At 64.5% G+C, this 25,328-nt stretch carries 24 protein-coding genes; 13 read left to right on the forward strand and 11 right to left on the reverse strand.

What is annotated here, in order from left to right; genetic code table 11:
• Positions 1 to 20: 20 nt before the first annotated feature.
• Together KUW17_RS02070 and KUW17_RS02075 are read right to left on the reverse strand one after the other, a co-directional pair.
• Positions 21 to 569 carry a peroxiredoxin gene (locus KUW17_RS02070; protein WP_222475557.1) on the reverse strand — a complete coding sequence of 183 codons (549 nt, stop codon included), beginning with the start codon at positions 567 to 569 and terminating at the stop codon, positions 21 to 23.
• 174 nt (positions 570 to 743) lie between these two features.
• Positions 744 to 1,658: a hypothetical protein gene (locus KUW17_RS02075; protein ID WP_222475559.1), complete on the reverse strand. Its 915-nt coding sequence runs from the start codon at positions 1,656 to 1,658 to the stop codon at positions 744 to 746.
• Between the two features lie 208 nt (positions 1,659 to 1,866).
• On the opposite strand from KUW17_RS02075, the gene lipA reads away from it, so the two are divergent.
• Positions 1,867 to 2,817 carry a lipoyl synthase gene (lipA, locus tag KUW17_RS02080; protein ID WP_222475560.1) on the forward strand — a complete coding sequence of 317 codons (951 nt, stop codon included), beginning with the start codon at positions 1,867 to 1,869 and terminating at the stop codon, positions 2,815 to 2,817.
• Positions 2,814 to 3,956 (forward strand): amidohydrolase, encoded by a 1,143-nt coding sequence (locus KUW17_RS02085; protein WP_222475561.1) that lies wholly within the window; start codon positions 2,814 to 2,816, stop codon positions 3,954 to 3,956. Before lipA ends, KUW17_RS02085 begins: the two co-directional genes overlap by 4 nt.
• Before the next feature lie 3 nt (positions 3,957 to 3,959).
• On the opposite strand, the gene KUW17_RS02090 is transcribed toward KUW17_RS02085, so the two are convergent.
• Together KUW17_RS02090 and hpt are read right to left on the reverse strand one after the other, a co-directional pair.
• The gene (locus KUW17_RS02090; RefSeq protein WP_222475562.1) at positions 3,960 to 4,289 is read right to left on the reverse strand and encodes a hypothetical protein; all 330 of its coding nucleotides are present in this window, start codon (positions 4,287 to 4,289) and stop codon (positions 3,960 to 3,962) included.
• Between the two features lie 268 nt (positions 4,290 to 4,557).
• On the reverse strand, positions 4,558 to 5,103 hold the full coding sequence (gene hpt / locus KUW17_RS02095; protein WP_222475563.1) for a hypoxanthine phosphoribosyltransferase: 546 nt from the start codon (positions 5,101 to 5,103) through the stop codon (positions 4,558 to 4,560).
• Positions 5,104 to 5,177: 74 nt separating this feature from the next.
• On the opposite strand from hpt, the gene KUW17_RS02100 reads away from it, so the two are divergent.
• The gene (locus KUW17_RS02100; RefSeq protein ID WP_222475564.1) at positions 5,178 to 5,624 is read left to right on the forward strand and encodes a type II toxin-antitoxin system RatA family toxin; all 447 of its coding nucleotides are present in this window, start codon (positions 5,178 to 5,180) and stop codon (positions 5,622 to 5,624) included.
• 94 nt (positions 5,625 to 5,718) lie between these two features.
• Positions 5,719 to 6,360 (forward strand): thiopurine S-methyltransferase, encoded by a 642-nt coding sequence (gene tmpT / locus KUW17_RS02105; RefSeq protein ID WP_222475565.1) that lies wholly within the window; start codon positions 5,719 to 5,721, stop codon positions 6,358 to 6,360.
• Between the two features lie 99 nt (positions 6,361 to 6,459).
• Here tmpT and KUW17_RS02110 read toward each other — a convergent pair whose 3' ends face one another.
• From KUW17_RS02110 to KUW17_RS02125, 4 genes are all read right to left on the reverse strand, one after another.
• Positions 6,460 to 7,641, reverse strand: a complete 1,182-nt coding sequence (locus KUW17_RS02110; RefSeq protein WP_222475567.1) for an ammonium transporter — start codon at positions 7,639 to 7,641, stop codon at positions 6,460 to 6,462.
• A 139-nt stretch (positions 7,642 to 7,780) separates the two neighbouring features.
• Complete coding sequence (locus KUW17_RS02115; RefSeq protein WP_222475569.1) at positions 7,781 to 8,272, reverse strand: CinA family protein; 492 nt, start codon at positions 8,270 to 8,272, stop codon at positions 7,781 to 7,783.
• Between the two features lie 2 nt (positions 8,273 to 8,274).
• On the reverse strand, positions 8,275 to 8,781 hold the full coding sequence (locus KUW17_RS02120) for a phosphatidylglycerophosphatase A (RefSeq protein WP_039187561.1): 507 nt from the start codon (positions 8,779 to 8,781) through the stop codon (positions 8,275 to 8,277).
• Positions 8,778 to 9,914 carry a bifunctional 2-C-methyl-D-erythritol 4-phosphate cytidylyltransferase/2-C-methyl-D-erythritol 2,4-cyclodiphosphate synthase gene (locus KUW17_RS02125; RefSeq protein WP_222476277.1) on the reverse strand — a complete coding sequence of 379 codons (1,137 nt, stop codon included), beginning with the start codon at positions 9,912 to 9,914 and terminating at the stop codon, positions 8,778 to 8,780. The genes KUW17_RS02120 and KUW17_RS02125 overlap by 4 nt, the downstream gene beginning before the upstream one ends.
• 182 nt (positions 9,915 to 10,096) lie before the next feature.
• Between KUW17_RS02125 and dusB the strand changes: the two genes are divergently transcribed.
• The 5 genes from dusB (at position 10,097) to KUW17_RS02150 (ending at position 17,316) form a co-directional block, all read left to right on the forward strand.
• A complete protein-coding gene (gene dusB, locus KUW17_RS02130) occupies positions 10,097 to 11,083 on the forward strand; it encodes a tRNA dihydrouridine synthase DusB (protein WP_222475571.1) in 987 nt (328 codons plus the stop codon).
• Positions 11,080 to 12,159 (forward strand): two-component system sensor histidine kinase NtrB, encoded by a 1,080-nt coding sequence (locus KUW17_RS02135; protein ID WP_222475573.1) that lies wholly within the window; start codon positions 11,080 to 11,082, stop codon positions 12,157 to 12,159. The genes dusB and KUW17_RS02135 overlap by 4 nt, the downstream gene beginning before the upstream one ends.
• Before the next feature lie 3 nt (positions 12,160 to 12,162).
• Entirely contained in the window at positions 12,163 to 13,530 is a 1,368-nt protein-coding gene (locus KUW17_RS02140) for a response regulator (RefSeq protein WP_222475575.1), read from the forward strand.
• A 100-nt stretch (positions 13,531 to 13,630) separates the two neighbouring features.
• A complete protein-coding gene (locus KUW17_RS02145) occupies positions 13,631 to 15,910 on the forward strand; it encodes a sensor histidine kinase NtrY-like (protein ID WP_222475577.1) in 2,280 nt (759 codons plus the stop codon).
• A complete protein-coding gene (locus KUW17_RS02150; RefSeq protein WP_222475578.1) occupies positions 15,907 to 17,316 on the forward strand; it encodes a sigma-54-dependent transcriptional regulator in 1,410 nt (469 codons plus the stop codon). The genes KUW17_RS02145 and KUW17_RS02150 overlap by 4 nt, the downstream gene beginning before the upstream one ends.
• Positions 17,317 to 17,358: 42 nt before the next feature.
• Here KUW17_RS02150 and KUW17_RS02155 read toward each other — a convergent pair whose 3' ends face one another.
• From KUW17_RS02155 to KUW17_RS02165, 3 genes are all read right to left on the reverse strand, one after another.
• Complete coding sequence (locus KUW17_RS02155; RefSeq protein ID WP_261396934.1) at positions 17,359 to 19,716, reverse strand: caspase family protein; 2,358 nt, start codon at positions 19,714 to 19,716, stop codon at positions 17,359 to 17,361.
• Positions 19,713 to 19,853, reverse strand: coding sequence for a hypothetical protein (locus KUW17_RS02160; protein ID WP_222475579.1), 141 nt, complete (start codon positions 19,851 to 19,853; stop codon positions 19,713 to 19,715). Before KUW17_RS02160 ends, KUW17_RS02155 begins: the two co-directional genes overlap by 4 nt.
• 317 nt (positions 19,854 to 20,170) lie before the next feature.
• Complete coding sequence (locus KUW17_RS02165; protein ID WP_226428499.1) at positions 20,171 to 20,608, reverse strand: hypothetical protein; 438 nt, start codon at positions 20,606 to 20,608, stop codon at positions 20,171 to 20,173.
• A gap of 143 nt (positions 20,609 to 20,751) precedes the next feature.
• Here KUW17_RS02165 and trkA point away from each other — a divergent pair, with 143 nt between their 5' ends.
• The 4 genes from trkA to hflX all read left to right on the forward strand — a co-directional run bounded on the left by trkA (position 20,752) and on the right by hflX (position 25,297).
• Positions 20,752 to 22,128: a Trk system potassium transporter TrkA gene (trkA, locus tag KUW17_RS02170; RefSeq protein WP_222475581.1), complete on the forward strand. Its 1,377-nt coding sequence runs from the start codon at positions 20,752 to 20,754 to the stop codon at positions 22,126 to 22,128.
• Between the two features lies 1 nt (position 22,129).
• Entirely contained in the window at positions 22,130 to 23,665 is a 1,536-nt protein-coding gene (locus tag KUW17_RS02175; RefSeq protein WP_222475582.1) for a TrkH family potassium uptake protein, read from the forward strand.
• A 121-nt stretch (positions 23,666 to 23,786) separates the two neighbouring features.
• Positions 23,787 to 24,026 (forward strand): RNA chaperone Hfq, encoded by a 240-nt coding sequence (hfq, locus tag KUW17_RS02180; RefSeq protein ID WP_005611588.1) that lies wholly within the window; start codon positions 23,787 to 23,789, stop codon positions 24,024 to 24,026.
• The gene (gene hflX, locus KUW17_RS02185) at positions 24,026 to 25,297 is read left to right on the forward strand and encodes a GTPase HflX (protein WP_222475584.1); all 1,272 of its coding nucleotides are present in this window, start codon (positions 24,026 to 24,028) and stop codon (positions 25,295 to 25,297) included. Before hfq ends, hflX begins: the two co-directional genes overlap by 1 nt.
• Positions 25,298 to 25,328: the final 31 nt, after the last annotated feature.

The following is a 25,328-nucleotide window of genomic DNA, read 5'->3' on the forward strand; positions in this document are numbered from 1 at the left end:
GCTTGATATGGCGGCGCAGCTTAGGCCGCGACTTCTGCCTTGGCGTCTTTCAGGTGCTTCAGCACGGTCTCCGGGGAGGACACGCCATAGGGGTCTTCCCCGTGGTTGTCGGACAGGCCCGGCTCTTCGAACCATGCTTCGACCACGCCGTTGTTGACGATGGCCGCATAGCGCCAGGAGCGGTTGCCGAAGCCCAGGTTGTCCTTGGCAACCAGCATGCCCATCTTGCGGGTGAACTCGCCGGAGCCGTCCGGGATCACTTCCACGTTCTCCAGCTCCTGGGCGCGCGCCCAGGCGTTCATCACGAAGCTGTCGTTCACGGACATGCAGTAGATCGCGTCGATGCCTTCGGCCTGGAAGTCGGCAAAGCCTTTTTCAAAGCCCGGCAGCTGGTAGGTCGAGCAGGTCGGGGTGAAGGCGCCCGGCAGCGAGAACAGCACAACGCGCTTGCCGGCAAAGTAGTCAGCGGTGGTCTTGTCTTCCCAGCGGAACGGGTTCGGGCCCTCGATCGACTCGTCGCGGACACGGGTGTGGAAGGTCACGTCGGGCAGCTTAACGCCAGCTTTCATCTCAGCTTGCTCCTGTATCAAAAGATGTATTCGGCGGGCAGGCTTAAAATGATTCTAAGCTGGCTTCAACATGTCCCTGAGCATTGCGCGCAGGTTTCCTCCGCCGACCCGCGAATGCGGCAATCCAGCGCCGGAAACCTGTGCAAAAACGGCATCTTCCACCCCTGCGGGGCGTTACGCCGCAGCTTTCTTGATGGTCACCGTGGTGCCGCGCAGCTTGCGCTCTGCGGCTGTGGTCAGGTCATTGAACTTCTTGAGCGTCGCCAAGAGCTTCTTCTTGTCCTTGGAATCCTCGATGGCGCCCGGGAACTTCTTCTTGGCGGTCTGGTACTGGTCGTTGATCTTCTTCAGATCCTTGTATTTCGCCGCCGCCGCCTTCAGCTCCGGCGCTGCGGCCTTCAGATCCTCGCCCGCCTTGTCGATAGCGGCCACGCAATGGGCGTTGATCGCCTTCACCAGCGCGCCGACCTGATTGGCGTATTTCTTCAGGTTCCGGTCCACCAGCAGCTGCGGCAGTTCGGTTGCGTCCTTCTTCTTGTCATGGCTGTCCGGCTTTTCCTTCAGGATGGCGTTGACCTTCTTCTGGAAATTCGCCGCGTACAGCTTCTGCGCCGCATTCAGTTTGCCTTCGTACTCCGAGGCTTTCTTGACCGCGGCCATCTCCTTTTCCAACTCGCCCTGAAGCGCCTCGATGTCCTTCTTGGAGCCGGAAGACTTGGCCCGTTTCTTCAGATCCTTCTCGATGTCCTTCAAGAGGTTCTGCTGCTTGGCCATATGCGCCTTGGCATCGGCGCAGAACCCCTTCATCGCGTCGACGTCGCCCTGAAGGATGTCCACGGCCTTGTTCCAGGTGGTCAGCCCGTCCTTGAAGTTCTTGTCCTTCTGGAAATCGGCCAGTTTCTCGGACTTCACCCCGTTCTTGCGCGCCTTGGCCAGGCTCTCGCGGAAATAATCCTCGCCCTCCCAGGCGTTGCCGAGCGATATCCCGATCCGCTTTTTCAGCTTGTCGCCCTCGGCCGTGGTGAATTTCTTGGTGCCGGCAGCCAGCTTCTTGTGCTCTGCCTTGAACTTCTCCAGCTCCTTGGCCATGCGTCCCTCCCTGAATGATCTGCGGCGAAATCCCATGCTTGCGGGGATTATGTGTTCCCCTGCGTCACTTTGGCAAAGGAAAACGGCATATTTCCGGAGTTTGAGCCATGACAAAGCTGCAGGGCAGGGTTGACGATATGACCGTGCCAAGCCACATCAGCTGTGGTAAACCCGCTCAGAACGCCAAAGGCCGGAAGGGAAATTCCACGTGAGAGACCTCAAGATCCCGGAGCAGCGCCACCCCGAAAAGGCGCATCGTCCCGACAACGCTCAGCCCAAGAAGCCAAGCTGGATCCGGGTCAAGGCGCCGGGCGGCAAAGGTTATGCCGACACCCACAAGATCATGCGCGACAACAAGCTGACCACGGTCTGCGAGGAAGCGGGCTGCCCCAACGTCGGCGAATGCTGGAGCCAGGGCCACGCCACCATGATGATCATGGGCGAGATCTGCACCCGCGGCTGCACCTTCTGCAACATCGCCACCGGCCGCCCCGACGCGCTGGATGCGTTTGAGCCGGGCCGGGTCGCCCATGCGGTGGAGAAACTGGGCCTCAACCACGTGGTGATCACCTCGGTGGACCGCGACGATCTGGAGGACGGCGGCGCCGAGCATTTCGCCCAGACCATCCGCGCCGTGCGCCACCGCAGCCCCAAGACCACCATCGAGATCCTGACCCCCGACTTCATCAAATGCGATGACAGCGCCCTGGAGGCGGTGGTGGAAGCCAAGCCCGACGTGTTCAACCACAACCTGGAAACCGTGCCGGGCCTCTATCCTGAGGTCCGCCCGGGCGCGCGCTACTTCCACTCCCTGCGCCTGCTGCAGCGCGTGAAGGAGCTGGACCCGTCGATCTTCACCAAGTCCGGCATCATGGTCGGCCTCGGCGAGGACACGCAGGCAGTGAAGCAGGTAATGGATGACATGCGCGCCGCGGACATCGATTTCCTGACCATCGGCCAGTACCTGCAGCCGACGCCCAAGCACCACGCGGTGGACCGCTTCGTGACGCCCGAGGAGTTCAAGACCTATGAGAAAGCTGCCTATGGCAAGGGCTTCCTGATGGTTTCGGCAACACCGCTGACCCGCTCCTCCTACCATGCCGGCGACGACTTTGCCCAACTGCGCGAGGCCCGCAACAAGAAGCTGGGCCTGGCATGACGCCTGAGCGCCTGGCGCGGCTGACACGGCTGCGCCACGCCCTGCATCAAATTCCCGAAGTCTCCGGCGCTGAGGAAAAGACCGCTGCCATGGTGGCGGATTACCTGCGGCTGCATAACCCCGATCAGCTTCTGACCGGCCTTGGCGGCCACGGTGTTGCAGCGGTTTTTGAGGGCAGCGGAGACGGCCCCGCGGTCCTCATCCGCTGTGAACTCGACGGCTTGCCGATCGAGGAACTGTCGGATCAGCCCTACCGTTCCACCCACGCAGGCCGCGGCCATTTGTGCGGCCATGACGGCCATATGACGATGGTGGCGGCGCTGGCAGAGGATCTGTCGGCGCAGCGCCCGGCAAAGGGCCGCGCCGTGCTGCTGTTCCAGCCCGCCGAGGAAACCGGCAAGGGCGCAGCGGCGGTGATTGCCGATCCGGCTTTCGCGCAGATTGCACCGGACTACGCTTTCTCGCTGCACAACCTGCCGGGGCTGCCAGTGGGGCAGGTGGCCTTGTGTTCTGGCGCAGCAAATTGCGCCTCCCGCGGGATGCGCATCAAGCTGACCGGCAAAACCTCCCACGCTGCCGCGCCGCAGGACGGGGTATCACCCGCTGGGGCCATTTCCCGGCTGCTGCCTGGGCTGGCGGCCCTCGCCAGCGGCGGTGACTTGGGACCAGAGTTTGCCCTCGTCACGCTGACCCACGCCCGGCTGGGCGAAGCCACGTTCGGCATTGCGCCGGGCGAGGGCGAGGTCTGGGCCACTTTGCGCACCGTGACGGATGCGCGGATGGATCAGCTCATTGCAGACGCCACCGCATTGGTGGAGCAGGTCTGCGCGGCGGAGGGGCTGGGGTTTTCTATCGGGTTCGACGACGTCTTCGACGCCTGCACCAACCACCCGGAAGCGGTGGAAGTGCTGCAGGCCGCCTGTGCCGCAGCCGGGCATCCGGCGCAGATGCGGGACTATCCGCAGCGCTGGTCCGAGGATTTCGGCCAGTTCGGCAAACACGCAAAGGCGGCGATGTTCTGGCTGGGCTCCGGCGAAGCGCAGCCGCAGCTGCACAACCCGGATTTCGATTTCCCTGACGCGGCAATCCCGGCCGGAGCCGGGATTTTTCTGCAAGCTGTCAGGAAAGTGCTTGGCTGACCGTCAGTTCACCAGCGCATCGACAACAGCAACCGCGCCGATGATCGCCAGGGTGTCCTTGACCACCTCATAGATTTTGTCGTCCTGGCGCACGTAACGGTGCCCGTCGCGCGGCGGGTTCAGGCCCCAGCGGCGGTAATCGTCCACATAGACCCAATTGTCGCCGTGAATGTATCCGTGCCGGGCGTGGCGCTTCTTCACTTGGCCCGGTGCGTAGTAAGACGCGCTGTTCTTGTGTCCCGGCGCCCACTTCGGCGGCCCCGCGTAAGAGGCTGCGGGGATAAGGGACAGGGTCATCGCCGCGGCGGCGGCTGCCGTCAGAATCTTCTGCATTGCGGATCTCCTGTGATCGCTGCGTTTGAACATCACATGGGGGAGGCAGCGGCGAAAGGCAAATCCCCTGCGCCGGAAAATGCCGGCGGCGGGACGAAACCGGCGGTCTTGCGCCGGTTCCCTGTTTCGCGCTGGTTTCTGGATTCTGTGGCATTTCTGCCGGTAAGCGGATCAGGCGGTGTACGGGGGGTGCACAGGGGGTGCACGCAGGGTGCCGCCCGCATTTCGGGGTGCCGGGCGGGTAACCCCGCCCGCGCTCGGGCGGCGGTTAGCCCTCGTCAGTGAACCGCACCTTGCCGATATGCGGCAGGTTCCGGTTGCGCTGCGCATAGTCGATGCCATAGCCGACAACGAATTCGTCCGGGATCTCGAAACCCACCCAGTCAGAGCGGAAATCCACCTCGCGCCGCGACGGCTTGTCCAGGAGCGCAATGGATTTCAGCCGCGCCGGATTGCGGCTTTGCAGCAGGTGGGTGACGTGGTTCAGCGTGTGGCCGGTGTCGACGATATCCTCCACGACCAGCACGTCGCGTCCTTCAATGGCGCCGCGCAAGTCTTTGAGAATACGCACTTCCCGGCTGCTCTCCATGGCATCTCCATAAGAGGATGCCTCCAGGAAATCGACCTCGATCGGCAGGTCCAGCTCGCGCACCAGATCGGCGATGAACACGAAACTGCCGCGCAACAGGCCGACCACGACCAGCTTGTCGGTATTGCCGAATTCCTTCTGGATTTCCTCGCAAAGCTCCTCGATCCGCGCGGCGATTGCCTTGGCCGAGATCATCACATCAATGACATATGGACGCTGTGTCATGGCTGCCCCCTTGAATTTCCCGCGCGTACATAGGACATCACGCCCGGTAATTGTAGCAGAAAATCAGCGGACAGATGCCCACACACTCGGAAACCCGCCAGATGCCCTATTCGGCACAGCAGATGTACGATCTGGTGGCCGATGTCGCGCGATACCCTAAGTTCCTGCCCTGGTGCGCTGCCGCCCGCATCCGCAGCCGTGCGCCGCTGGGCGATGCTGAGGTGATGGAAGCGGATCTGGTGATCTCCTTCAAGGTTTTCCGCGAACGCTTTGGCAGCCGGGTAACTCTTTATCCGGATGAGAGAAAAATCGACACCGAGTATCTGGACGGCCCGTTCCGCTACATGAAGTCCAACTGGATTTTCACCCCGCGCGAGGACGGCAGCTGCGACGTCGACTTCTTCGTCGATTTCGAATTCAAGAATGCGGTTCTGCAAAGCATCATCGGGGTGGTCTTCAACGAGGCGATGCAGCGGATCGTGCGTGCGTTTGAGCGGCGGGCGGCGGAATTGTACGGCTGAAGCTCAGCGGGGCGAGATACCTGTTGACCTCAAGCGGGCTTCAAGTCGTATCAACGGCTGAATTCGTCATTTCCCTCGGAAGGAGCACCCCGCAATGGAGCAGGAATTCTGGCAGGCGCGCTGGCGCGAGAACCGGATCGGGTTTCATGAGGCCGCACCCAACTCTTTGCTGACCAGGCATTTTTCCCGGCTTGGACTGGAGGCGGGTCAATCCGTCTTTGTGCCGCTTTGCGGCAAGGCGCTGGACCTGGACTGGCTGCTTTCCAAGGGATTGCGTGTGACCGGTGTGGAGTTCAATCAGGGCGCGGTGGAAGAGGTGTTTGCGCGGCTGGAGCTGGCGCCGGAGGTGTCCAGGCAGGATGGCCTGATCCGCTTTCAGGCAGGTGAACTGACCCTCTACGCCGGTGATTTTTTTGCCCTGTCGCCGGCGCATCTCGGGCAGGTTGATGCAGTCTATGACCGGGCGGCGCTGGTTGCCGTGAAACCGGAGGACCGGCAGGCCTATGCCGCGCATCTGAACCGGATCACCGGCACTGCCAGGCAGCTTCTGATCGGCTTTGACTATGACCAGTCCCTGATGGACGGGCCGCCGTTTTCGGTGCCGGGATCAGCCGTGCAGGCGCTGTACCAGGGCAGCCATGGCATCACCTTGATCGAGGAGCGCGCAGCGGGTGGCCGTGTCGGAGAACGCTGCAATGCGCTGGAACAGGCATGGCTGCTGGAATCTTTGTCCTGAAGCCGCTGATCTGTAACGGAAAACGGGCCCCCGAAGGGACCCGTCCGGTGCGGAAATTGCACCGTCTGCCGTGAGTGGTGGCATTCGTCATAGCCGGGGTCAGCTGTTCATGTCGTATGCGCGCTCACCGTGAACAGAGAGATCGAGGCCGTTGGTCTCGCTTTCAAGATCCACGCGCAGGGACGTGATCGCTGCGGAGACCTTTACCAGCAGGATGGTTACAACCACGGTGAAGATGCCGACGATAACCAGCGCGCCCAGCTGCGCGGCCCAGGCGCCGGCGCCGAAGGCTGCGATCATGATAGTGCCGAAGATGCCGCCGACACCGTGCACGGCAAAGACGTCGAGGGTGTCGTCGATCTGCATCTTGTTGCGCACCAGGTTGACCATCTCCTGGCACAGCACGCCTGCGATGGCACCGATGATCAGCGCCTCCATCGGGCCGACAAAGCCGGAGGCCGGAGTGATCGAGGCGAGGCCCGCAATGGTGCCGGTGACCAAGCCCACGAGGGAGGCTTTGCCGTATTTGATCTTTTCCCACAGCGCCCAGCTGAGCGACGCGGTGGCAGCGGAGATATGGGTCACGGTCAGCGCCATCGCCGCGCCGCCGTCAGCGGCCAGCTGCGAGCCGCCGTTGAAGCCGAACCAGCCGACCCACAGCATCGCGGCGCCAATCATCACATAGCCGGGGTTGTGCGGCGGGATGGTGCGGTTTTTGCGCGGGCCCAGGAAGAAGGCGATGATGAGTGCTGCGAGGCCTGCGGTTTCATGCACCACGATGCCGCCGGCAAAATCCTTGACCCCGGTGTCGCCGAAAATGCCGCCGTCTGCCAGGAAGCCGCCGCCCCAGATCCAGTGCACCACCGGCGCATAGCACAAGAGCATCCAGAGGCCGGAGAACACCAGCACGAAGCCGAAGCCGACGCGTTCCACATAGGCGCCGACGATCAGCGCGGGCGTGATGATGGCAAATGTCATCTGGAAGGCAAAGAACAGAACCTCAGGCAGGGTGCCGGACAGGCTGTCGGCGGTGACGCCGTTCAGGAACATCTTGTCCAGACCTCCCCAGATACCTGACGTGCCGCTTCCAAAGGCAATGGTATAGCCGAAGGCCAGCCACAGAACGCTCATCAAACAGGCAATGGCGTAGCAATGCATGAAGACGCTGAGCACATTGCGGGCACGCACAAGGCCGCCGTAGAACAGGGCCAGTCCTGGCAATGTCATGAAGAGGACCAGGGCCGTGGCCACAATGATCCATGCGGTATCCGCTCCGTTCATCCGATTGTTCCTTCCCCTCAATAACCGGTGCGGTCAGGAGAAAGCGCAGTCCGGGCGCAGAAAAAAGCGGCAGAGGTGCGGAGGGCGCACAAAAACGGGGCTTTTTTGCAAATGCTGAAAAATTGAGCGCCGCAGCGGGTCAGCTGCCCGTTTCGCGTTCGATTTGGGAAACGGCCTGCGCCAGCAGGTCCAGTGCGTGGTCACGGGTGGCTGCGCGGACATTGGCGCGGCCGATGGCGCCGAATTCCACGGTTTCCGTTGTGGCGGGCCGGCCTGCGCGGGCCAGGCCAAAGCAGACGCGGCCCTCGGGCTTGAACTCCGACCCGCCGGGGCCTGCAATACCGGTGACGGAGACGGCCAGGGTGACACCCGCGTTCCGGACCGCACCTTCGGCCATTTCCGCGGCGACCTCCTCGCTGACGGCGCCCTCGGCGTCCAGCGTGTCCGCCTTGACGCCCAGCATCTGCATCTTGGCGGCGTTGGAATAGGTGACAAAGCCGCGGTCGACCACGGCGGAGGAGCCCGGGATGTCCGTCAGCGCCGCGGCGATCATGCCGCCGGTGCAGCTCTCAGCGGTGGCGATGGTGATGCCTGCGGCTGTTGCGCGTCTGATCAGCTCATCCGTGACCATGCTTACATTCCCAGGACGCCGTGCGACAGAAAGGCAAGCGCGGCAACGCAGATGGCAGCCAGGATACCCGCGATAATGTCATCCATCATCACGCCGGTCGCGCCCTTCTGCCGGTCGGCCCAGCCGACAGGGCCGGGTTTCAGGATGTCAAACAGGCGGAACAGCACAAAGGCGGCAATCCAGCCCGGCCACAGCGCGGTGATCTCGATATCATGCGCCCAGGCCGGATAGGACACGGCCCAGAGCGCGGTGAACTGGCCTGCGACCTCGTCCAGGACAAATTCCGAGGGGTCCATGTTCTCGCGGTTGCGGGTCATCGCTTCTGCTGCCCAGACGCCAACGATCATGCAGATCACGGTCGCCAGCGCCAGTAGCAGGAACCCGCCCAGCTGGTGCAGCGCATAGGCCATGGGCAGGGCGGCAAGCGAGCCCCAGGTGCCGGGCGCAGGCCGCAGGTAGCCGATGCCGCCGACGGTGCCGATCAGGAAAGCCAGGCGCGATCTCTTCATGGTTTCACCAGTGCTGCAGTGGCGATGGCGGCAATGCCCTCGCCGCGGCCGGTGAAGCCGAGGCGTTCCGACGTGGTGGCCTTGATCGACACTCGGTCTGCGCCGATGCCGAGGATTTCAGCCATTACGGCACGCATCCTGGCGGCGTGGGGGCCAACCTTGGGGTATTCGCAGACCAGGGTGCAGTCGACGTTCGACAGGGTGAACCCCATCTCGCGCGCCAGGTTGGCGGCGTGGCGCAGGAAAATCTCGCTGGCAGCGCCTTTCCACTGCGGATCGGACGGCGGGAAGTGCTGGCCGATGTCGCCCTGCGCCAGCGCACCATAGATGGCGTCGGTGACGGCGTGCATGCCGACATCGGCGTCGGAGTGGCCCTGCAGGGTTTTTTCATGCGGGATTTCCACCCCGCACAGGATCACGCTGTCGCCGGGGCCGAAGCGGTGCACGTCGTAACCGTTGCCAAGCCTGATATCCATGTCTGCTCCCAGAATGCGTTCCGCCCGGGTGAAGTCCTCGGGGCGGGTTATTTTGATGTTGTCCGGCTCCCCCGGAATGATGCGGACGTCAAGCCCTGCAGCGCGCGCCACCTCGACATCATCGGCGGCTCCGCCGGGGTGGGCAAGATGTGCCGCTAGAATGTCCTGAAACCGGAAACCCTGGGGCGTCTGCGCGGCAAACAGCCCATTGCGGTCCTGGGTGCCGGTGACGGTTTCATCCGCGCCGGTCCACAGCGCATCAGTCACTGCAAGCGCCGGGGCTGCGGCAGGTGTTTCGTCCAAGGCGTTGAGAATGCTGTGGATCAGGGCCGGGCTGACGCAGGGCCGGGCAGCGTCGTGGATCAGCACCTTGTCCACGTTGTGCGGCGCCAGCGCTTTGAGACCGTTCAGGACGGAGGCGGCCCGCTCTACACCGCCTTCAGCCAGGATCAGGTTGGGATTGCCGGCGAATTCCTCCCAAGCGGCGGTGTCATCCGCTGACAGCACCAGAACCATGAGGTCCACGCCCGCACGCGCAAAGGCTTCGAGGGTCCAGTCGATCACCCGGCGGCCTTTCAGCGGGCGCCATTGCTTGGGTGTGCCGCCGCCTGCGCGGATGCCGCGGCCGGCGGCGACGATCAGGGCGGCTGTGGTCATGCGGTCCTCGTGCGGAAGTTCGCTCATTGTTTATGAGGTGGCGCGGGAAGTGGCAATCACCCGGCGGAATGTGATTAAAAAATAGGCAAATGAAGGCCGGGAGCGGCTTGCAGAGGCGCAATTCATTGCTGCATAGCAGAAGCTTCGGGTAAAAACCTCTCAGTTGCACAAGGATTAGGCAGTTGTCCTTCACGCTTGGAACCACCTCCATGTCTCCACCCATCGCACTGGCGCCGATGGCGGGAATCACCGACCGGCCGTTCCGGGATCTGGTCCGCTCCTTTGGTGTGGGGCTGATGGTGAGCGAGATGGTGGCAAGCCAGGAGATGGTGCAGGCCAAGCCCGGCGTGCGCGAGCGGGCCGAGCTGAGCGCGGATGTGGAGAACACCGCGGTGCAGCTGGCGGGGCGTGACGAATACTGGATTGCCGAGGCCGCGAAACAGGTCGCCGGGCAGGGCGCACGGATCATCGACATCAACATGGGCTGCCCCGCAAAAAAGGTGACAAACGGCTATTCCGGCTCTGCCTTGCTGAAGACGCCGGACCACGCGCTAAAGCTGATCGAGGCGGTGGTCGGCGCCGTGGACGTGCCGGTGACGCTGAAGACGCGGCTGGGCTGGGACGACAACTGCCTGAACGCACCGGACGTGGCGCGCCGCGCCTGCGAGGCCGGGGTGCAGATGGTGACGATCCACGGCCGCACCCGCTGCCAGTTCTACAAGGGCTCCGCCGATTGGGCGGCAATCCGGGCGGTCAAGGACGCGGTGAATGTGCCGCTGCTGGCCAATGGCGATATTGTGGACACGGCAACTGCGCGGCAGGCGCTGGAGCAGTCCGGTGCCGATGGCGTGATGATCGGGCGCGGGGCTGAAGGAAAGCCCTGGCTTCTGGCGGAGGTGGCCCATCATCTGTGGGGAGCTCCGGCGCCGGAAATCCCGGAAGGGGATGCATTTATTCAAATGGTTTCAGATCATTACCGGGCGATGCTCGACTTCTACGGGCAGGATCTGGGGGTGCGCGTCGCGCGCAAGCATCTGGGCTGGTACATGGATGAGGCCGGAACCGGCCCCGCCATGCGCCGCGCAGTGCTGACGGAGAAGAACCCGCAAGAGGTGCTGGCCCTGCTGCCGGAGGCGCTGAGCGCACAAAGACCGGAGGCCGCCGCATGATGGACAGCACTGCTCTGTGGGCCTCTTTGCCGGTGCCGGCCTTTCTGATCGACGCCTGGGACAAGATCGCCGATGTGAATGCGGCCGGCGAGGGGTTCCTCAACACCTCGCGCAAGGCGCTGACGGGGCAGCCGGTCTGGGACACGCTGGCCATCGACGCGCCGATCGAGGAGGCCTTTGCCCGCGCCCGGGTGCAAGGCACGCCGCTGTTCGTGAACGACATCGACGTCGGCTCCGGCAGCCGGGCGCCGCTGCAGTGCGGGGTGCAGATCGCGCCGCTGCAGGGGCATGAGGGGGTGATGCTGCTTATGGTCACCCCGCGGGAACTGGCCGGGCGCATGACGCAGACCCATTCCGCCAAATCCGCGGCTGCCTCTGCCATCGGCATGGCGGAGATGCTGGCGCACGAGATCAAGAACCCGCTGGCGGGTATCACCGGCGCGGCGCAGCTCTTGAGCATGGGGCTGGGACCGGAAGATCTGGAGCTGACCGACCTGATCGTCAGCGAAAGCCGCCGCATCGTGAAACTGCTGGAGCAGGTGGAGCAGTTCGGCAACCTGACCGAGCCGGACTTCAAGCCGGTGAACTTGCATGACGTGCTGGACCGTGCGCGGCGCTCGGCGCTGTTGGGGTTCGGCGCCCATATGACCATCTCCGAGGAATACGACCCCTCCTTGCCGATGGCCTGGGGCGATGCGGACCAGCTGCTGCAGGTGGTGTTGAACCTGCTGAAGAACGCCTCGGAAGCGGCTGATCCAAAAGGCGGAACCATTCATATCCGCACTTTCTATGAACATTCTTTCCGGCTGCGTCGCAGCGACGGAACCGGCAAGCTGCTGCCCCTTCAGATCGAGATCACCGACGATGGGCCGGGGCTGCCGGAAAACATCAGGGATGACATTTTCGACCCGTTTGTTTCGGGCCGGGAGAACGGCACCGGGCTCGGCCTTGCTTTGGTGAGCAAGATCGTCTCGGAGCATAATGGCTGGATATCGGTAAGCTCGGTTCCCGGGCGCACAGTGTTCCGGCTGTCGCTGTCGCGCGTGCCGCGCGATGCAAAACCGCAGGAGAGCTGATCCATGGACGGCACCGTTCTGGTCGCTGACGACGACCGCACAATCCGCACTGTTCTGACCCAGGCGCTGACCCGCGCAGGCTGCAAGGTGCATGCAACCTCCTCGCTGACGACGCTGATGCGCTGGGTCGGCGAGGGCAAGGGCGATGTGGTGATATCGGACGTGATGATGCCGGACGGGAACGGGCTGGAGATGCTGCCCAAGATCCAGGCCGACCGGCCCGGCCTGCCGGTAATCGTCATTTCCGCGCAGAACACCATCATGACGGCGATCAAGGCAGAGGAGGCGGACGCCTATGATTACCTGCCCAAGCCCTTTGACCTGCCGGAGCTGATGAAGCGCACCGCCAAGGCGCTGTCCGCCAAGCGGGTGGCACCGGCCGCGGCGAAGGCGGAGGCGCGGGAGCGCCCGGAAGAGCTGCCGCTGATCGGCCGCAGCGAGGTGATGCAGGCGCTTTACCGGCTGATCGCACGGGTGATGAACACCGATCTGCCGCTGTTGATCACCGGTGAAAGCGGCACCGGCAAATCCTTGATCGCGCAGGCAATTCACGATTTCTCAGACCGGCGGACCCTGCCGCTGGTGCATGCGGACGCTGCCGCAATGATTGAGCTGGAAGGCCCGGCGCGGCTGCTGGCCCAAGCCAGGGGCGGCACCCTTGTGATTGATGAGCTGGCCGACCTGCCGGAGGAAGCGCAGGCGCGCCTGGTGCGGATGATGGATGCGCCGGGCGATCACGCGCCGCGCTTCATCGCCTCCAGCCAGAAGGATCTGGCCGCGGCGATGGAGGCCGGGGAGCTGCGTCAGGACCTGTATTACCGGATCTGCGGCACCGCCTTGCACGTCCCGGCGCTGCGCGAGCGGGTGGAGGATATCCCGCTCTTGGCGGAGCATTTCCTGATCAAGGCGGAAAACGAAGGCGCGCCGCACCGGCAGCTGAGCGAGGACGCGCGCGAGGTGCTGCGCCGGTTTGCCTGGCCCGGCAATGTGCGGCAGCTGGAGAACACGGTCTGGCGGCTGGCCCTGACCGCGCGCAGCGAGGAGATCAGCCGGGCCGATGCCGAGGCCGTGCTGGGGCCGCAGGCGGAGGCACAGCCTGCCGTGGCGGGGCTGGCGAACGAGAAGCTGTCGGAAGCCGTGGGCCGCCATCTGCAGCGCTATTTCGACCTGCACGGCGACATGCTGCCGCCGCCGGGCCTGTATATGCGGCTGCTGCGCGAAGTGGAGACGCCCTTGATCGAAATCGCCCTGGCTGCAACCGGAGGCAACCAGGCAAAATGCGCGGATTTGCTGGGGATCAACCGGAATACCCTGCGTAAGAAGATTACCGATCTGGATATTGAGGTGACACGCCGCCGCAAACTGATGTAATATCGCCACAGAAATGTGGCCGTGCCGTGAATTTCCTAGGCAGAGCCACGAGATATGGCGGTGACTCGCAAAGAGTCGCACATCAGGATGAGGGCAGTCAGTGGCGCATAAGTCACATCTGAGGGCGGCATACGGGCCGTTTGCCGCCTTGGACAGGTGGCGCAGAACCCGCCGGGCCCGCAATATCGGGACCATCGGGCTGGTGGTGCTGGGGCCGGTTCTGGCGCTGGCAACATTCCTTATCATCGGTCCGCTGGGGCAGGGCGCGTCGTCCCGGTCGCTGCGGCTCATCCTGCTGGCAGACCTGGTCTACATCCTGACCATTGCTGCGCTGGTGATGGCCCAGATCGTGCGCCTGTTTGCAGCGCGGCGGTCGAAATCCGCGGGCTCTCGGCTGCATTTGCGGCTGATCGGGGCCTTCGGGTTTCTGGCGCTGATCCCCACTGTCATCGTTGCGGTCTTTGCGGTGCTCACCGTGAACGTCGGGCTTGAGGGCTGGTTTTCGCAGCGGGTCCGCCAGGTGATCGGCAGCTCGCTGGCCGCAGCCGAGGCCTACCAGGCCCAGCAGAAAGACGACCTGACCGAGGACGCCCGCGCGCTGGCGCGATTCCTCGACAACAGCCGCGCGCGCAGTTTCTTCATCAACGACGCGGAACTGCGGCTGGTGCTGTCGCAGGGCCAGCTGCAAGTCCAGCGGGGGCTGCGCGAAGCCTATATCGTTGATGGCGCCGGGCAGATCCGGGCGCGGGGGGAGCGCTCTTACGAGTTCGATTTCGAGGAGCCGAACAACCGGCAGATCGGTGCCGCCCGCGATGACGGCCTGCTGCTGATCGAGGATTGGGACAACAGCGAGTTCCGCGCGCTGGTGCGGCTTGACGCCTTTGTCGACCGGTTTCTGTACATCAGCCGGGATGTGGACGGCGAGTTGCTGAACCTGCTGGATGATACCCAGGAAACGGCGCATCTCTATCAGCAGTTGGAGAGCGAACGCGGCCGGGTGCTGTTCGAATTTGCGCTGCTCTATATCGGCTTTGCGGTGATCCTGATCCTGGCGGCGATGTGGCTGGGCATGTGGTTCGCCGAACGGCTGTCGCGACCGGTGGGACGGCTGACGGTGGCAGCGCAGCGGGTCGGGGCCGGCAATCTGGATGTGCAGGTGCCGATTGACGACCGCGGCGACGAGATTTCCCAGCTGGGCCAGTATTTCAACCAGATGACCCGTGAATTGAAGGCGCAGCACGGCCGCCTGCTGGACAATACCCGGCAGATCGAACAGCGCCGCCGCCTGTTCGACTCGGTGCTGTCGTCGGTGACCTCCGGCGTGGTCGGCCTGGACGCGGACGGGCGGGTGACCTTTGTGAACCGTTCCGCCGAGCGCCTGCTGGACTGGCAGGAGGATCAGCAGTCGCTGGCGCTGGCGGTGGCGGTGCCGGAATTCGGGCCGCTGTTTGCCGAGCTGGCTGAAACCGGCGCCGAGGTGGTGCAGGAAGAGATCAAGGTGACCCGTCAGGGCCGGCTCGAAAACCTGCTGGTCAGGATGTCGCCGCGCCGCTCCGGCGAGGGCGGCCTGGAAGGCTATGTTGTGGCCTTTGACGATGTGACCGACCTGGTCAGCGCCCAGCGGATGGCGGCCTGGGGCGACGTGGCGCGCCGGATTGCGCATGAGATCAAGAACCCGCTGACCCCGATCCAGCTGAGCGCGGAGCGGATCAAGCGCAAGTTCGCGCCGAAGCTGGGCGAGGAAAACAGCGACCAGCTGCAATCGATGACCGATGTGATCGTGCGCCAGACCAACGACCTGCGCCGCATCGTCGACGAGTTTTCGAAATTCGCCCGCATGCCGGAACCGGAGCGGCGCGAGGAAGATCTGGCCAAGCTGGTGCGGGACGCGGTGATCCTGCAGCAGCAGGGCCAGCCGGGTGTGCGGATCACCGCATCGCTGCCTGAGGCGGCGATGCCTTCGGATCTGGACGCCACCATGATTGGCCAGGCCTTGACCAATCTGATCAAGAACGCAGGCGAGGCAATTGAAAGCCTGCAGAAAAAAGGCGCGCCCGAGGGGCTGGTTCCGGAAATCCGGGTTTCGGCCGAGCAGGCGGGCAATGCCTATGAAATCCGGATTGCCGACAACGGCATCGGTTTGCCCGAAGACCGGGCACGGCTGTTCGAGCCTTATGTGACCACGCGCGACGCGGGCACCGGGCTGGGGCTGCCGATCGTCAAGAAAATCATCGAGGAGCACGGGGGCACGCTGACGCTGGAAGACGCCCCGGTGTTTGAGGGACACGCGCATAACGGCGCAATGGCGGTGATCCGCCTGCCCGCCGCGGCCAAAGCGGCGGCGCCTAACAAGAGCACAGTGAAAGCAGGTCTGACATGAGTGACATTCTGATTGTAGATGATGAGCGCGACATCCGCGAGCTGATCTCGGACATCCTGGAGGACGAGGGCTATGCCACCCGCAAGGCGGGCAGTTCCGATGAATGCATGGCCCAGCTGGAAGAGGCCCAGCCGGCGCTGATGATCCTGGATATCTGGCTGAAGGACAGCCAGATGGACGGCATCGACATCCTGAAAGCGGTCAAGCGAGACACCCCGGATATTCCGGTGGTGATCATCTCCGGCCACGGCAACATCGAAATCGCCGTCGCCGCGATCAAGCAGGGGGCGTATGACTTCATCGAGAAGCCGTTCAACATCGACCAGCTGATGGTGGTGATCCGCCGCGCGATGGAAACCTCGCGCCTGCGCCGGGAGAACACGGATCTGAAGCGCAAGGATACCGGACCGGCAGAGATGATCGGCACCTCCGCGGCCTTCCGCACCCTGGTCGGGCAGCTGGACAAGGTGACCAAGTCCAATGGCCGGGTGATGCTGACCGGCCCGGCCGGCAGCGGCAAGGAAATCGCCGCCCGCTACATCCATGCCAATTCGAACCGGGCGTCCGCGCCGTTTATCACCGTGAACTGCGCCAGCATCGAGCCCGACCGGATGGAAGAGGTGCTGTTCGGGCGTGAGTCCGCGGAGCGGGGGGTGGAGCCGGGCCTTTTGGAGCAGGCGCACGGCGGGGTGGTGTTCTTCGACGAGGTCGCCGACATGCCGCTGGGCACCCAGTCCAAGATCCTGCGGGTGCTGGTGGACCAGCAGTTCCAGCGCGTCGGCGGCTCTGATAAGATCAGGGTCGACCTGCGGGTGGTCTCCTCGACCAACAGGGATCTGGACGCCGAAATCGAGGCCGGCACCTTCCGCCAGGAGCTGTACCACCGGCTGAACGTGGTGCCGGTGGCGGTGCCGTCGCTGGCGGACCGGCGCGAGGATATCCCGCTGCTGGCCGGCCATTTCATCGCCCAGTTCAACGAGGCGCAGGGCCTGCCGCTGCGCGAACTGACCGAGGAGGCGGTGGCGCTGATGCAGACGATGCTGTGGCCGGGCAACGTGCGGCAGCTGAAGAACCTGGTGGAGCGGGTGCTGATCCTGGGCGACGGCAGCGGCCCGATCGAGGCCAAGGACTTGCCGCGCGAGGAGGAGAAGCCGCAGGAGGAGGGCCGGGTGGTGCTGTCCGGCGCGCTGGCCACCCTGCCGCTGCGCGAGGCGCGGGAGGCGTTCGAGCGCGAGTATCTGCTGACCCAGATCAACCGCTTTGGCGGCAATATCAGCCGCACCGCGTCTTTTGTCGGCATGGAGCGTTCGGCACTGCACCGCAAGCTGAAGTCGCTGGGGGTGGTGACATCCAACAAGGCAGGCGCCCGGGTGGCGCATGTGGAGACCGAAGAAGAGCAGGCCTGAGCAGGCTGCCGCTGCGCCCGGCTGCACCGGGCGCAGGCGCCATCAGAACAGGTCCTGGCGGATCGGGTTCAGCGCAAAGTGAACCTGGGCAGCCAGCTGCAGCTGGCTGATGGGATCGTCGGGGACAATCGCGGGCAGGCCCGCTTCGCGCGCCCAATTGGCCAGCTGCTTGCGCGATGCCGGGCCGAACTGGCCGTCGACAGCAATTGCGGATCCCAACTGCCGCAGGATGTACTGGGTGGCTGCTGAGACATCCTTCTCAGTCATGCCGGACAGCAGATCCCGCGCGGCAGCGCGGGCCTCCGGATCATTCAGCGCCATCGCCTTGCCCGCCCGGGCCGCGGCGGCATGGGCCGGCACCCGGTCCTGCAGCCGGTTCAGCGCCACCCAGGCGCCATTGGCGCCGCCCCAGGCATCGCCGCGGGCAAGCCCCATATCATACCATTCCAGCGCCTCGGCCGCATCGCTGCCGGGCAGGTCGCCGTTCATGATCATCCGGCCGATCTCACCCGGCGCATGCGGGTGGCCAAGCTGCGCCGCTTCGGCAAACAGCGCCTTGGCCTTTTCCTTGTCCACCGGTTTGCCCGCGCCGCCGTCCCGGTAGACATAGCCGAGGTTGGCGGTGCCGTAGATGTCGCCGCGCCCGGCGGAGGCTTCCAGATAGGCCAGCCCACGGTCCGGCTGTGCCAGCTCATCGCCGCTCCACAGGAAGAAGACGCCCAGCTCATTCAAGGCGTATGTGTGGCCCAGTTCCACCGCCCGGCTGAGCAGGTCAAAGCCGCGCTGTTTTTCCTCGGGCGTGCTGCTTCTGCGCAGGAGCCGCTTGCCGCGGGCATGCATCGAGAAGGGGTCGCCGGCTTCGATTCCCTTGTCCCACAGGGCAAACGCCTTGTCCGGGTCAAACGGGATCGGCACGGTTTCGCGGTCGACATTCGGGGTGACATGCAGATAGGCCACCGCGTTATAGGCGCGGACATGGCCCAGCTCGGCCGCCTTTTCAAAGGCTTCGTAGGCGTCCATCAGGTGGCCCTGGCCCTGCAGCGCGCGGCCGAGCTGATAATGCAGGCGTCCGATTTCCGGGGCGGCTTCCACCGCCTCGCGGCAGGCCGCCTCTGCTGCCCGGAGGTCGATTTCATTGGGGAAGCGGTAGAGGCCCACCCCCTGCAAATCCAGCAGATCGCCGGCCTCCAGGTCGCATTGCCGTGCAATCATTTCCAGATTGACCGTCACGTCGCGCACCGCGTCCGCCTGCGCCAGCCGCAGCACCATCCGGTCCTTGCGGACCTGGCCGCCATCCTTGCGGGCGGGCAGCTCGGTCAGTTTGGGCGCATAGCTGAGGCTGAGCGCGCGGCCATCACCCGCATTCAGCGAGGTGACACCGGCGGACGGGGTTTCGACAATCGACACAGTGGTGCCCGCCTGGACATAGGGGCTGATCTCCGGTGCCAGCTCCAGTGCCCGGCCAAGCGGTATCTTGACCGACAGCTCGGCCGGCAATTGGCCGAGGCTGGCCGGAGCGGCCTCCGGGGCGGTTGTCTGCGGTGCGGTGCCCAGGTCCGCCGCTGCGATGTTCAGCGACCGGTCCGCCGGGCGCAGGTAGATTTTCTGCATCAGCGTCGAACTTTCCCAAGGCACTTGGGTGTTGCCGGTGGCGTTGTAGACGTCGCTGCGGATTGCAGAGAGGACGGTCATCGCATCCTCGTCCGGGTTGTCCGGGAAATGCCGCACCACGGAAGCGGTATAGGGGCTGTTGCCGCCGGGCTCGCCATCCAGCGCGGTGGCGCCGGGGGAGGTGGAGAAGGCCACCAGGGTGTTCAGCGGCGGGCGGAACACGTCGAAGCCTTCGCGCGCCTCATAGAGCTGGGCGCCGACCTCGGCGTTGAGCTTGGCATCCGGCACCGGGTTGTCGCGGCAGGAATCCAGCATCAGGATCTGGCTGCCCGCCTTGCCGCCGATGATGGCGGACACCCTGTCCAGCGTGACCGACTGGAAGGGCAGGTCGTTGATGCCGGACAGCTTGGCGTCGCTGGTCAGCAGGTAGTTGCGGCGCCCCAGCTGGATGCCGTGGCCTGCGTAATAGAAGAACACCTGGCTGCCGTCGCGGATGTTGAGGGCAGCCTGGCGCAGCAGCGCCTCGAACCCGCGTTTGTCCAGGTCGTAGCCTTCATAGACGGTGTACCCGAAGGACTTGAGCATCTCTGCCATCGCCTCGGCGTCCTTGCGGGTGTTGGTCAGGTCGGTGACGTGGTCGTAGTCCTGAATGCCGATCACAATCGCGGTTTCCGGGGCTGCGCCCCGTTCGCTGGTTTCATAGGCCGCCTGTGCAGCCGCGGGTGGCAGCAGCAAAGAGGCCAGGAGCGCGGCAGCAACAGCGGGACGTTCGGGGGAATGGAGTGTCATGGCGTGATCCGGGTGTTAACCCCAGCCCCCGCCGCCGCCGCTTCCACCACCGCCGCCACCGGCACCGCCGCCGCCGCCGCCGCCACCACCGCCGCCGGGACCGGCACCGCCGCCGCCGGGCGGCCCGATGGTCTCAACCGCCGGAGCGGTTGGCGTCGGGGCCGGTGCTGTTGTGCTGGCCGGGCGCGTGGCAGGTGCGCTGTAGGTTGAGGGGGCAGCAGCCGGTGCCGGTGCTGCCGATGGCGGCGGAGCAATTGGCGCAGTGGGTTCGCAGGCTGCGGTAACGGCTGCAACCGGCAGCACGGCAAACAGGAAATGTATCCGCATCGGGTACCTTTCTCTTTTGAGAATACTGGGCAAAAACAATTGGCGTTCAGCTTACTTGAACTTAGGCCGCAAATCAAAATTGTCCCGCCGCAGGCTGGCTCTCAGCAGGTGCGGCTGATCCGGGCCGTCAGCCGCCGGGGCGTATGGTGACGCTGCCATCGCGGTTGCGCTGCGCGCAGGCGGCTTCGGTCAGCGGCGCCAGACGCGGCCCGGATACCGCTGCTGCGCTGCGCTGGGTGCAGCGTTTCAGCGCAATCTGCTGATACCCTTTGGAAGCCATGCAGGATCTCTCCAGCCGCTGGCGCAGGGGCTTGTTCACGTCAACGGTGTATATGCTGCCTTGCGACCAGTAACCGGGATAGTAGTAGCAACTGCCGCCGGAACAGACCTTGCGGCCGGGGTAATAGACCGGCGGGTGCTGGCGGATCTCATTGGCTACGGGCGCATCCTTCAGCGCCTGCGCTGCGCAGGCCAGCTCATCGGATTGCAGGCGGGAAACCTCTGCCCCCTGCCTGTAATAGACCGGAAGGGGGCCGCAGGCGGTTGCGAAAAGCAGCAGTGCCATGCCCGCCGTGACCGTTACGCTCCATTGCATGGGGAAAGAATGGGCGCAAACTGAGGAAGTTACAATTAATTTGACCGTGATTGCGGCATCTGTCATTCACATCGGGCAAAACTCAGCCTGAATTTCCGCCAAGGGACACGCACATGAAGGTCATTATCTGCGGCGCGGGCCAAGTCGGCTGGCAGATCGCACGGCACCTGTCCGGAGAGCACAACGACGTCACCGTCGTCGACAGCAACGCGGAGCTGGTGCGGCGGGCGACGGACACCCTGGACGTGCAGGGAATTCACGGCTTTGCCTCCTACCCGGACGTGCTGGACCGGGCCGGCGCGCGGGACGCCGACATGATCATCGCAGCCACCCACTCGGATGAGGTCAACATGGTGACCTGCCAGGTGGCCCATTCGGTGTTCAAGGTACAGCGCAAGATTGCCCGCCTGCGGGCCAAAAGCTACCTGACCGCGATCTATTCCGATCTTTACCAGCGCGAGCATCTGCCGATCGACGTGGTGATCAGCCCGGAGCGGGAGGTGGCTGCGGCGGCCATGCAGCGGCTGTCGGCGCCGGCGGCGTTCGACACCGAGACCTTCATGGGCGGCAAGGCGCAGCTTTTGGGCATTCAGATCGACGAGGACTGCCCGGTGGTGAACACGCCGCTGCGGCAGCTGACCGACCTGTTCTCGACGCTGCGCGCCATCGTGGTCGGTGTGCGCCGGGACGGCACGCTGTTTGCGCCAGAACCGGGGGACCAGCTGTTTGTCGGCGACAGCTGCTATGTCTTTTCCCACGTCGAGGACGTTCCGCGCACCATCGAGGTGTTCGGCAAGCATGAGAAACGCCAGGACCGCGTGGTCGTGGTGGGCGGCGGCAACGTCGGCCTGGAAGTGGCCAAGGCGCTGGAAAGCAGTGCCTACCGGATCCGGGCCAAGGTGATTGAGCGGGACCGCAGGTGTGCCGAGCGCGCCGCCGAGGAACTGGAGCGCACCATCGTTCTGAACGGCGACGGCCTGGACCGGTCGCTGATGATCGAGGCGGGCATCGACAAGGCGGATGCAATGCTGGCGGTGACCGATGACGACAAGGTCAACATGCTGGCCGCGGTGCGGGCCAAGGCCGAAGGCTGCCCGCTGGCGATTGCGCTGATCAACGACCCGACCCTGGTGCCGCTGCTGCCGCACCTGGGCATCGATGCGTACATCAACCCGCGCTCCACCACCGTCAGCTCGATCCTGCGCCATATCCGCTACGGCCGGGTGCGGCAGGTCTACTCCCTGGGGGACGCCGAAGCCGAGATGATCGAGGCTGAAGTCCTGTCGACCTCGCCGATTGCCGGGCAGATGATCCGGGAGACCGATTTCCCCGAAGGGGTGCTGGTCGGCGGCATCCTGAAAGACGGCGAGATGCTGCGCCCCTCGGGCGAGACCCGCATCGAGGAGGGCGACGTGATCGCGCTGTTCGCGATGGCCGACGACGTGCCCGAGGTGGAGCGTCTCCTGCAGGTGTCGATCGACTACTTCTAAGATGCGCCGCGTTGTCCAAGCCCCCATCGGCGTGATGCGCCTGCCGCTGTTCCTTCTGATCTGGGGCATCGCCTCGCTGGCGATGTGGCTGCCGGCCATCCATGCGCTGGTGCTGGACGACCATCACACATCGCAGAGCTTCTTTTACTCCGGCCTCGCCGGGATGATCGTGGTGGTGCTGATTGCGCTGTCGCTGGGCAGCCGGGTGCCGCGCTACGGGATGCCGGGGCAGCTCTTGTCGCTGCTGGCCACCTTCACCGTGCTGCCGCTGTTCCTGGCGGTGCCGGTGCAGGACGCGCTGGTCACCACCCGCTTTGTGAACGCCTATTTCGACATGGTCAGCGCGATTACCACCACCGGGGCCGACATTTGGGGCGATCCGGGCCGGCTGCCGCCAAGCGTGCATCTGTGGCGTGCGATGGTCGGCTGGCTGGGCGGTCTGCTGATGTGGATTGCCGCCTCGGCGGTGCTGGCCCCGATGTCGCTGGGCGGGTTCGAAGTCACCGCCAAGGGGGAGCCGGGCGGCGGTGTCGCCGGCCCTGCGCAGATGGAAAGAGCCGACCCGCGCCGCCAGCTGCTGCTTGTCACCCGCACACTGGCGCCGGTCTATGCCGGGCTGACCATGGTGCTGTGGCTGTTGCTGATGATTACCGGCGCGCAGGCGCTGACCGGGCTCAGCCACGCGATGTCGGTGATGGCGACCTCCGGGATATCCGCAACCGGCGGGGTGGAGAACGCCGGCAGCGGCATTGCCGGCGAGATGGTGATGTTCCTGTTCATGTTCTTCGCCCTGTCGCGGCTGACTTTCTCCAGCGACACGGTGACGTCCGGGCAGGGGCGTCTGGACATGGATCCGGAGTTCCGCACCGGGCTGCTGATCGTCTTCGGCGTTCCAATGCTGCTGTTCCTGCGCCATTGGTTCGCCGCCTATGAGGTGGATGCGGGCGAGGACCTGCTGCAGGCGCTGCAGGCGCTGTGGGGGGCCGTGTTCACGGTGATGTCCTTCCTGTCGACAACCGGGTTCGAAAGCGTGCACTGGCAGGCCGCGCGGAGCTGGTCGGGGCTGGAAACCCCGGGCATGATCCTGCTGGGGCTTGCGGTGTTCGGCGGCGGCGTGGCGACAACAGCCGGCGGGGTCAAGCTGCTGCGGGTCTACGCGCTTTACCTCAACGGGCTGCGGGAGATGGAGCGGCTGGTGCATCCCCATTCCGTCAGCGGCGCGGGTGACCGCACCAAGCGCCTGCAAAAGAACGGCGCCTTTGTCGCCTGGGTGTTCTTCATGCTGTTTGCGCTGTCGCTGGCGCTTGTCAGCACCGCGCTGGCCGCGGTCGGATCGAGTTTCGAACAGTCGCTGGTGCTGGCAATCGCCGCGCTGTCGACCACCGGGCCGCTGACCGAAAGCGCCAGCAGTGCCCCCATCGTGCTGAACCAGCTGACTGAGCCGGCCAAGCTGATCCTGTGCATCGCGATGGTGCTGGGGCGGCTGGAAACCCTTGCCTTCATCGCGCTGCTGTCACCGAACCTCTGGCGCAGCTGACAGCCCCCGCGGGTAAAAAGTGTTTTTCGGGTGGAAACTTATTTTTTCTTTCTCCATACTGATTTTTAACGTGCGTGCTGGTCCGCAGCGCGCGGCAAGAACAAAGGCGAGACAATAAAAAATGGCTTCGGACAGACAGAATCTTCAGGATGCCTTCCTGAATCACGTTCGCAAAACCAAGGTTCCGGTTACAATCTTTCTGATCAACGGGGTCAAGTTGCAGGGTGTGATCACCTGGTTCGATAATTTCTGCGTGCTGCTGCGCCGCGACGGACAGTCGCAGCTCGTCTACAAACACGCGATTTCGACCATCATGCCGGCCCAGCCGATCAGTCTCTATGAGGGTGAAGACTCCAATTGATGGAGCATGAAAGGAAGCAGACCCGCGCCTGGGTGCTGCATCCGGAAATCAAATCAGACAGCGGGCGCCGCGAGGCTGCTCCCGCGCTAGAGGAGGCCGTTGCGCTGGCAGCGGCCTTGCCCGATCTTGACGTGATCGGATCAAATGTGGTGCGCCTGCCCAAGGCGCATCCGGGGATGCTGTTCGGCTCCGGCAAGATCGAAGAGCTGGCAGGCATCCTGAAGGCGAATGAAATTGAACTGGTCCTGATCGACGGGCCGGTTTCCCCGGTTCAGCAGCGCAACCTGGAGAAGGCCTGGAAGGTCAAGATCCTCGACCGGACCGGGCTGATCCTGGAGATATTCTCGGACCGTGCGGCGACCCGCGAAGGCGTGCTGCAGGTCGAGATGGCGGCGCTCAGCTATCAGCGGACGCGGCTGGTGCGGGCCTGGACCCACCTGGAGCGCCAGCGCGGCGGCCTGGGGTTTGTCGGCGGGCCCGGCGAAACCCAGATCGAGGCCGACCGGCGCGCCATTGACGACCAGCTGGTGCGGCTGCGCCGCCAGCTGGACAAAGTGGTGAAAACCCGGACGCTGCACCGCGCCTCGCGTGCCAAGGTGCCTTACCCGATTGTCGCGCTGGTGGGCTACACCAACGCTGGCAAGTCGACGCTGTTCAACCGCCTGACTGGGGCGGAGGTGATGGCCAAGGACATGCTCTTTGCCACGCTGGACCCGACCATGCGTCGGGTGGAGCTGCCGGACGGGCCGGAGATCATCCTGTCCGATACGGTTGGCTTTATCTCGGACCTGCCGACGGAGCTGGTCGCCGCCTTCCGCGCCACGCTGGAAGAGGTGCTGGCCGCGGATGTGATCCTGCATGTCCGCGACATCAGCCACGACCAAAGCGAAGAGCAGGCAGAGGATGTCGAGGCGATCCTGGCCTCGCTGGGCGTGGACGAAAACCGGGCCCGGATCGAGATCTGGAACAAGCTGGACCAGCTGCCGGAGGAAGAAGCCGAGGCCCGCCGCCAGCGCGCGGCGCGCGAGGAGGGTATCCATGCGATCTCGGCCCTGACCGGCGAGGGGCTGGACGGCCTACTGGCCGATATCGCCGAAAAGCTGCAGGGCGTGCGGCACGAGGAACTGCTGCAGCTTACCTTCGCGCAGGGCAAGCAGCGCGCCTGGCTGTTCAAGGAAGACCTGGTGCAGCGCGAGGAGCAGACCGAGAGCGGCTTTGACATCACTGTGCTCTGGACCGACCGGCAGAAGGCGAAATTCGAAAGGCTGTGATCTTCCGAACTGCTTACAAAGAAAAACGGGC

Origin of the sequence: Leisingera aquaemixtae (genome assembly GCF_019801145.1) — a bacterium.
GTDB lineage: Bacteria > Pseudomonadota > Alphaproteobacteria > Rhodobacterales > Rhodobacteraceae > Leisingera > Leisingera aquaemixtae_A.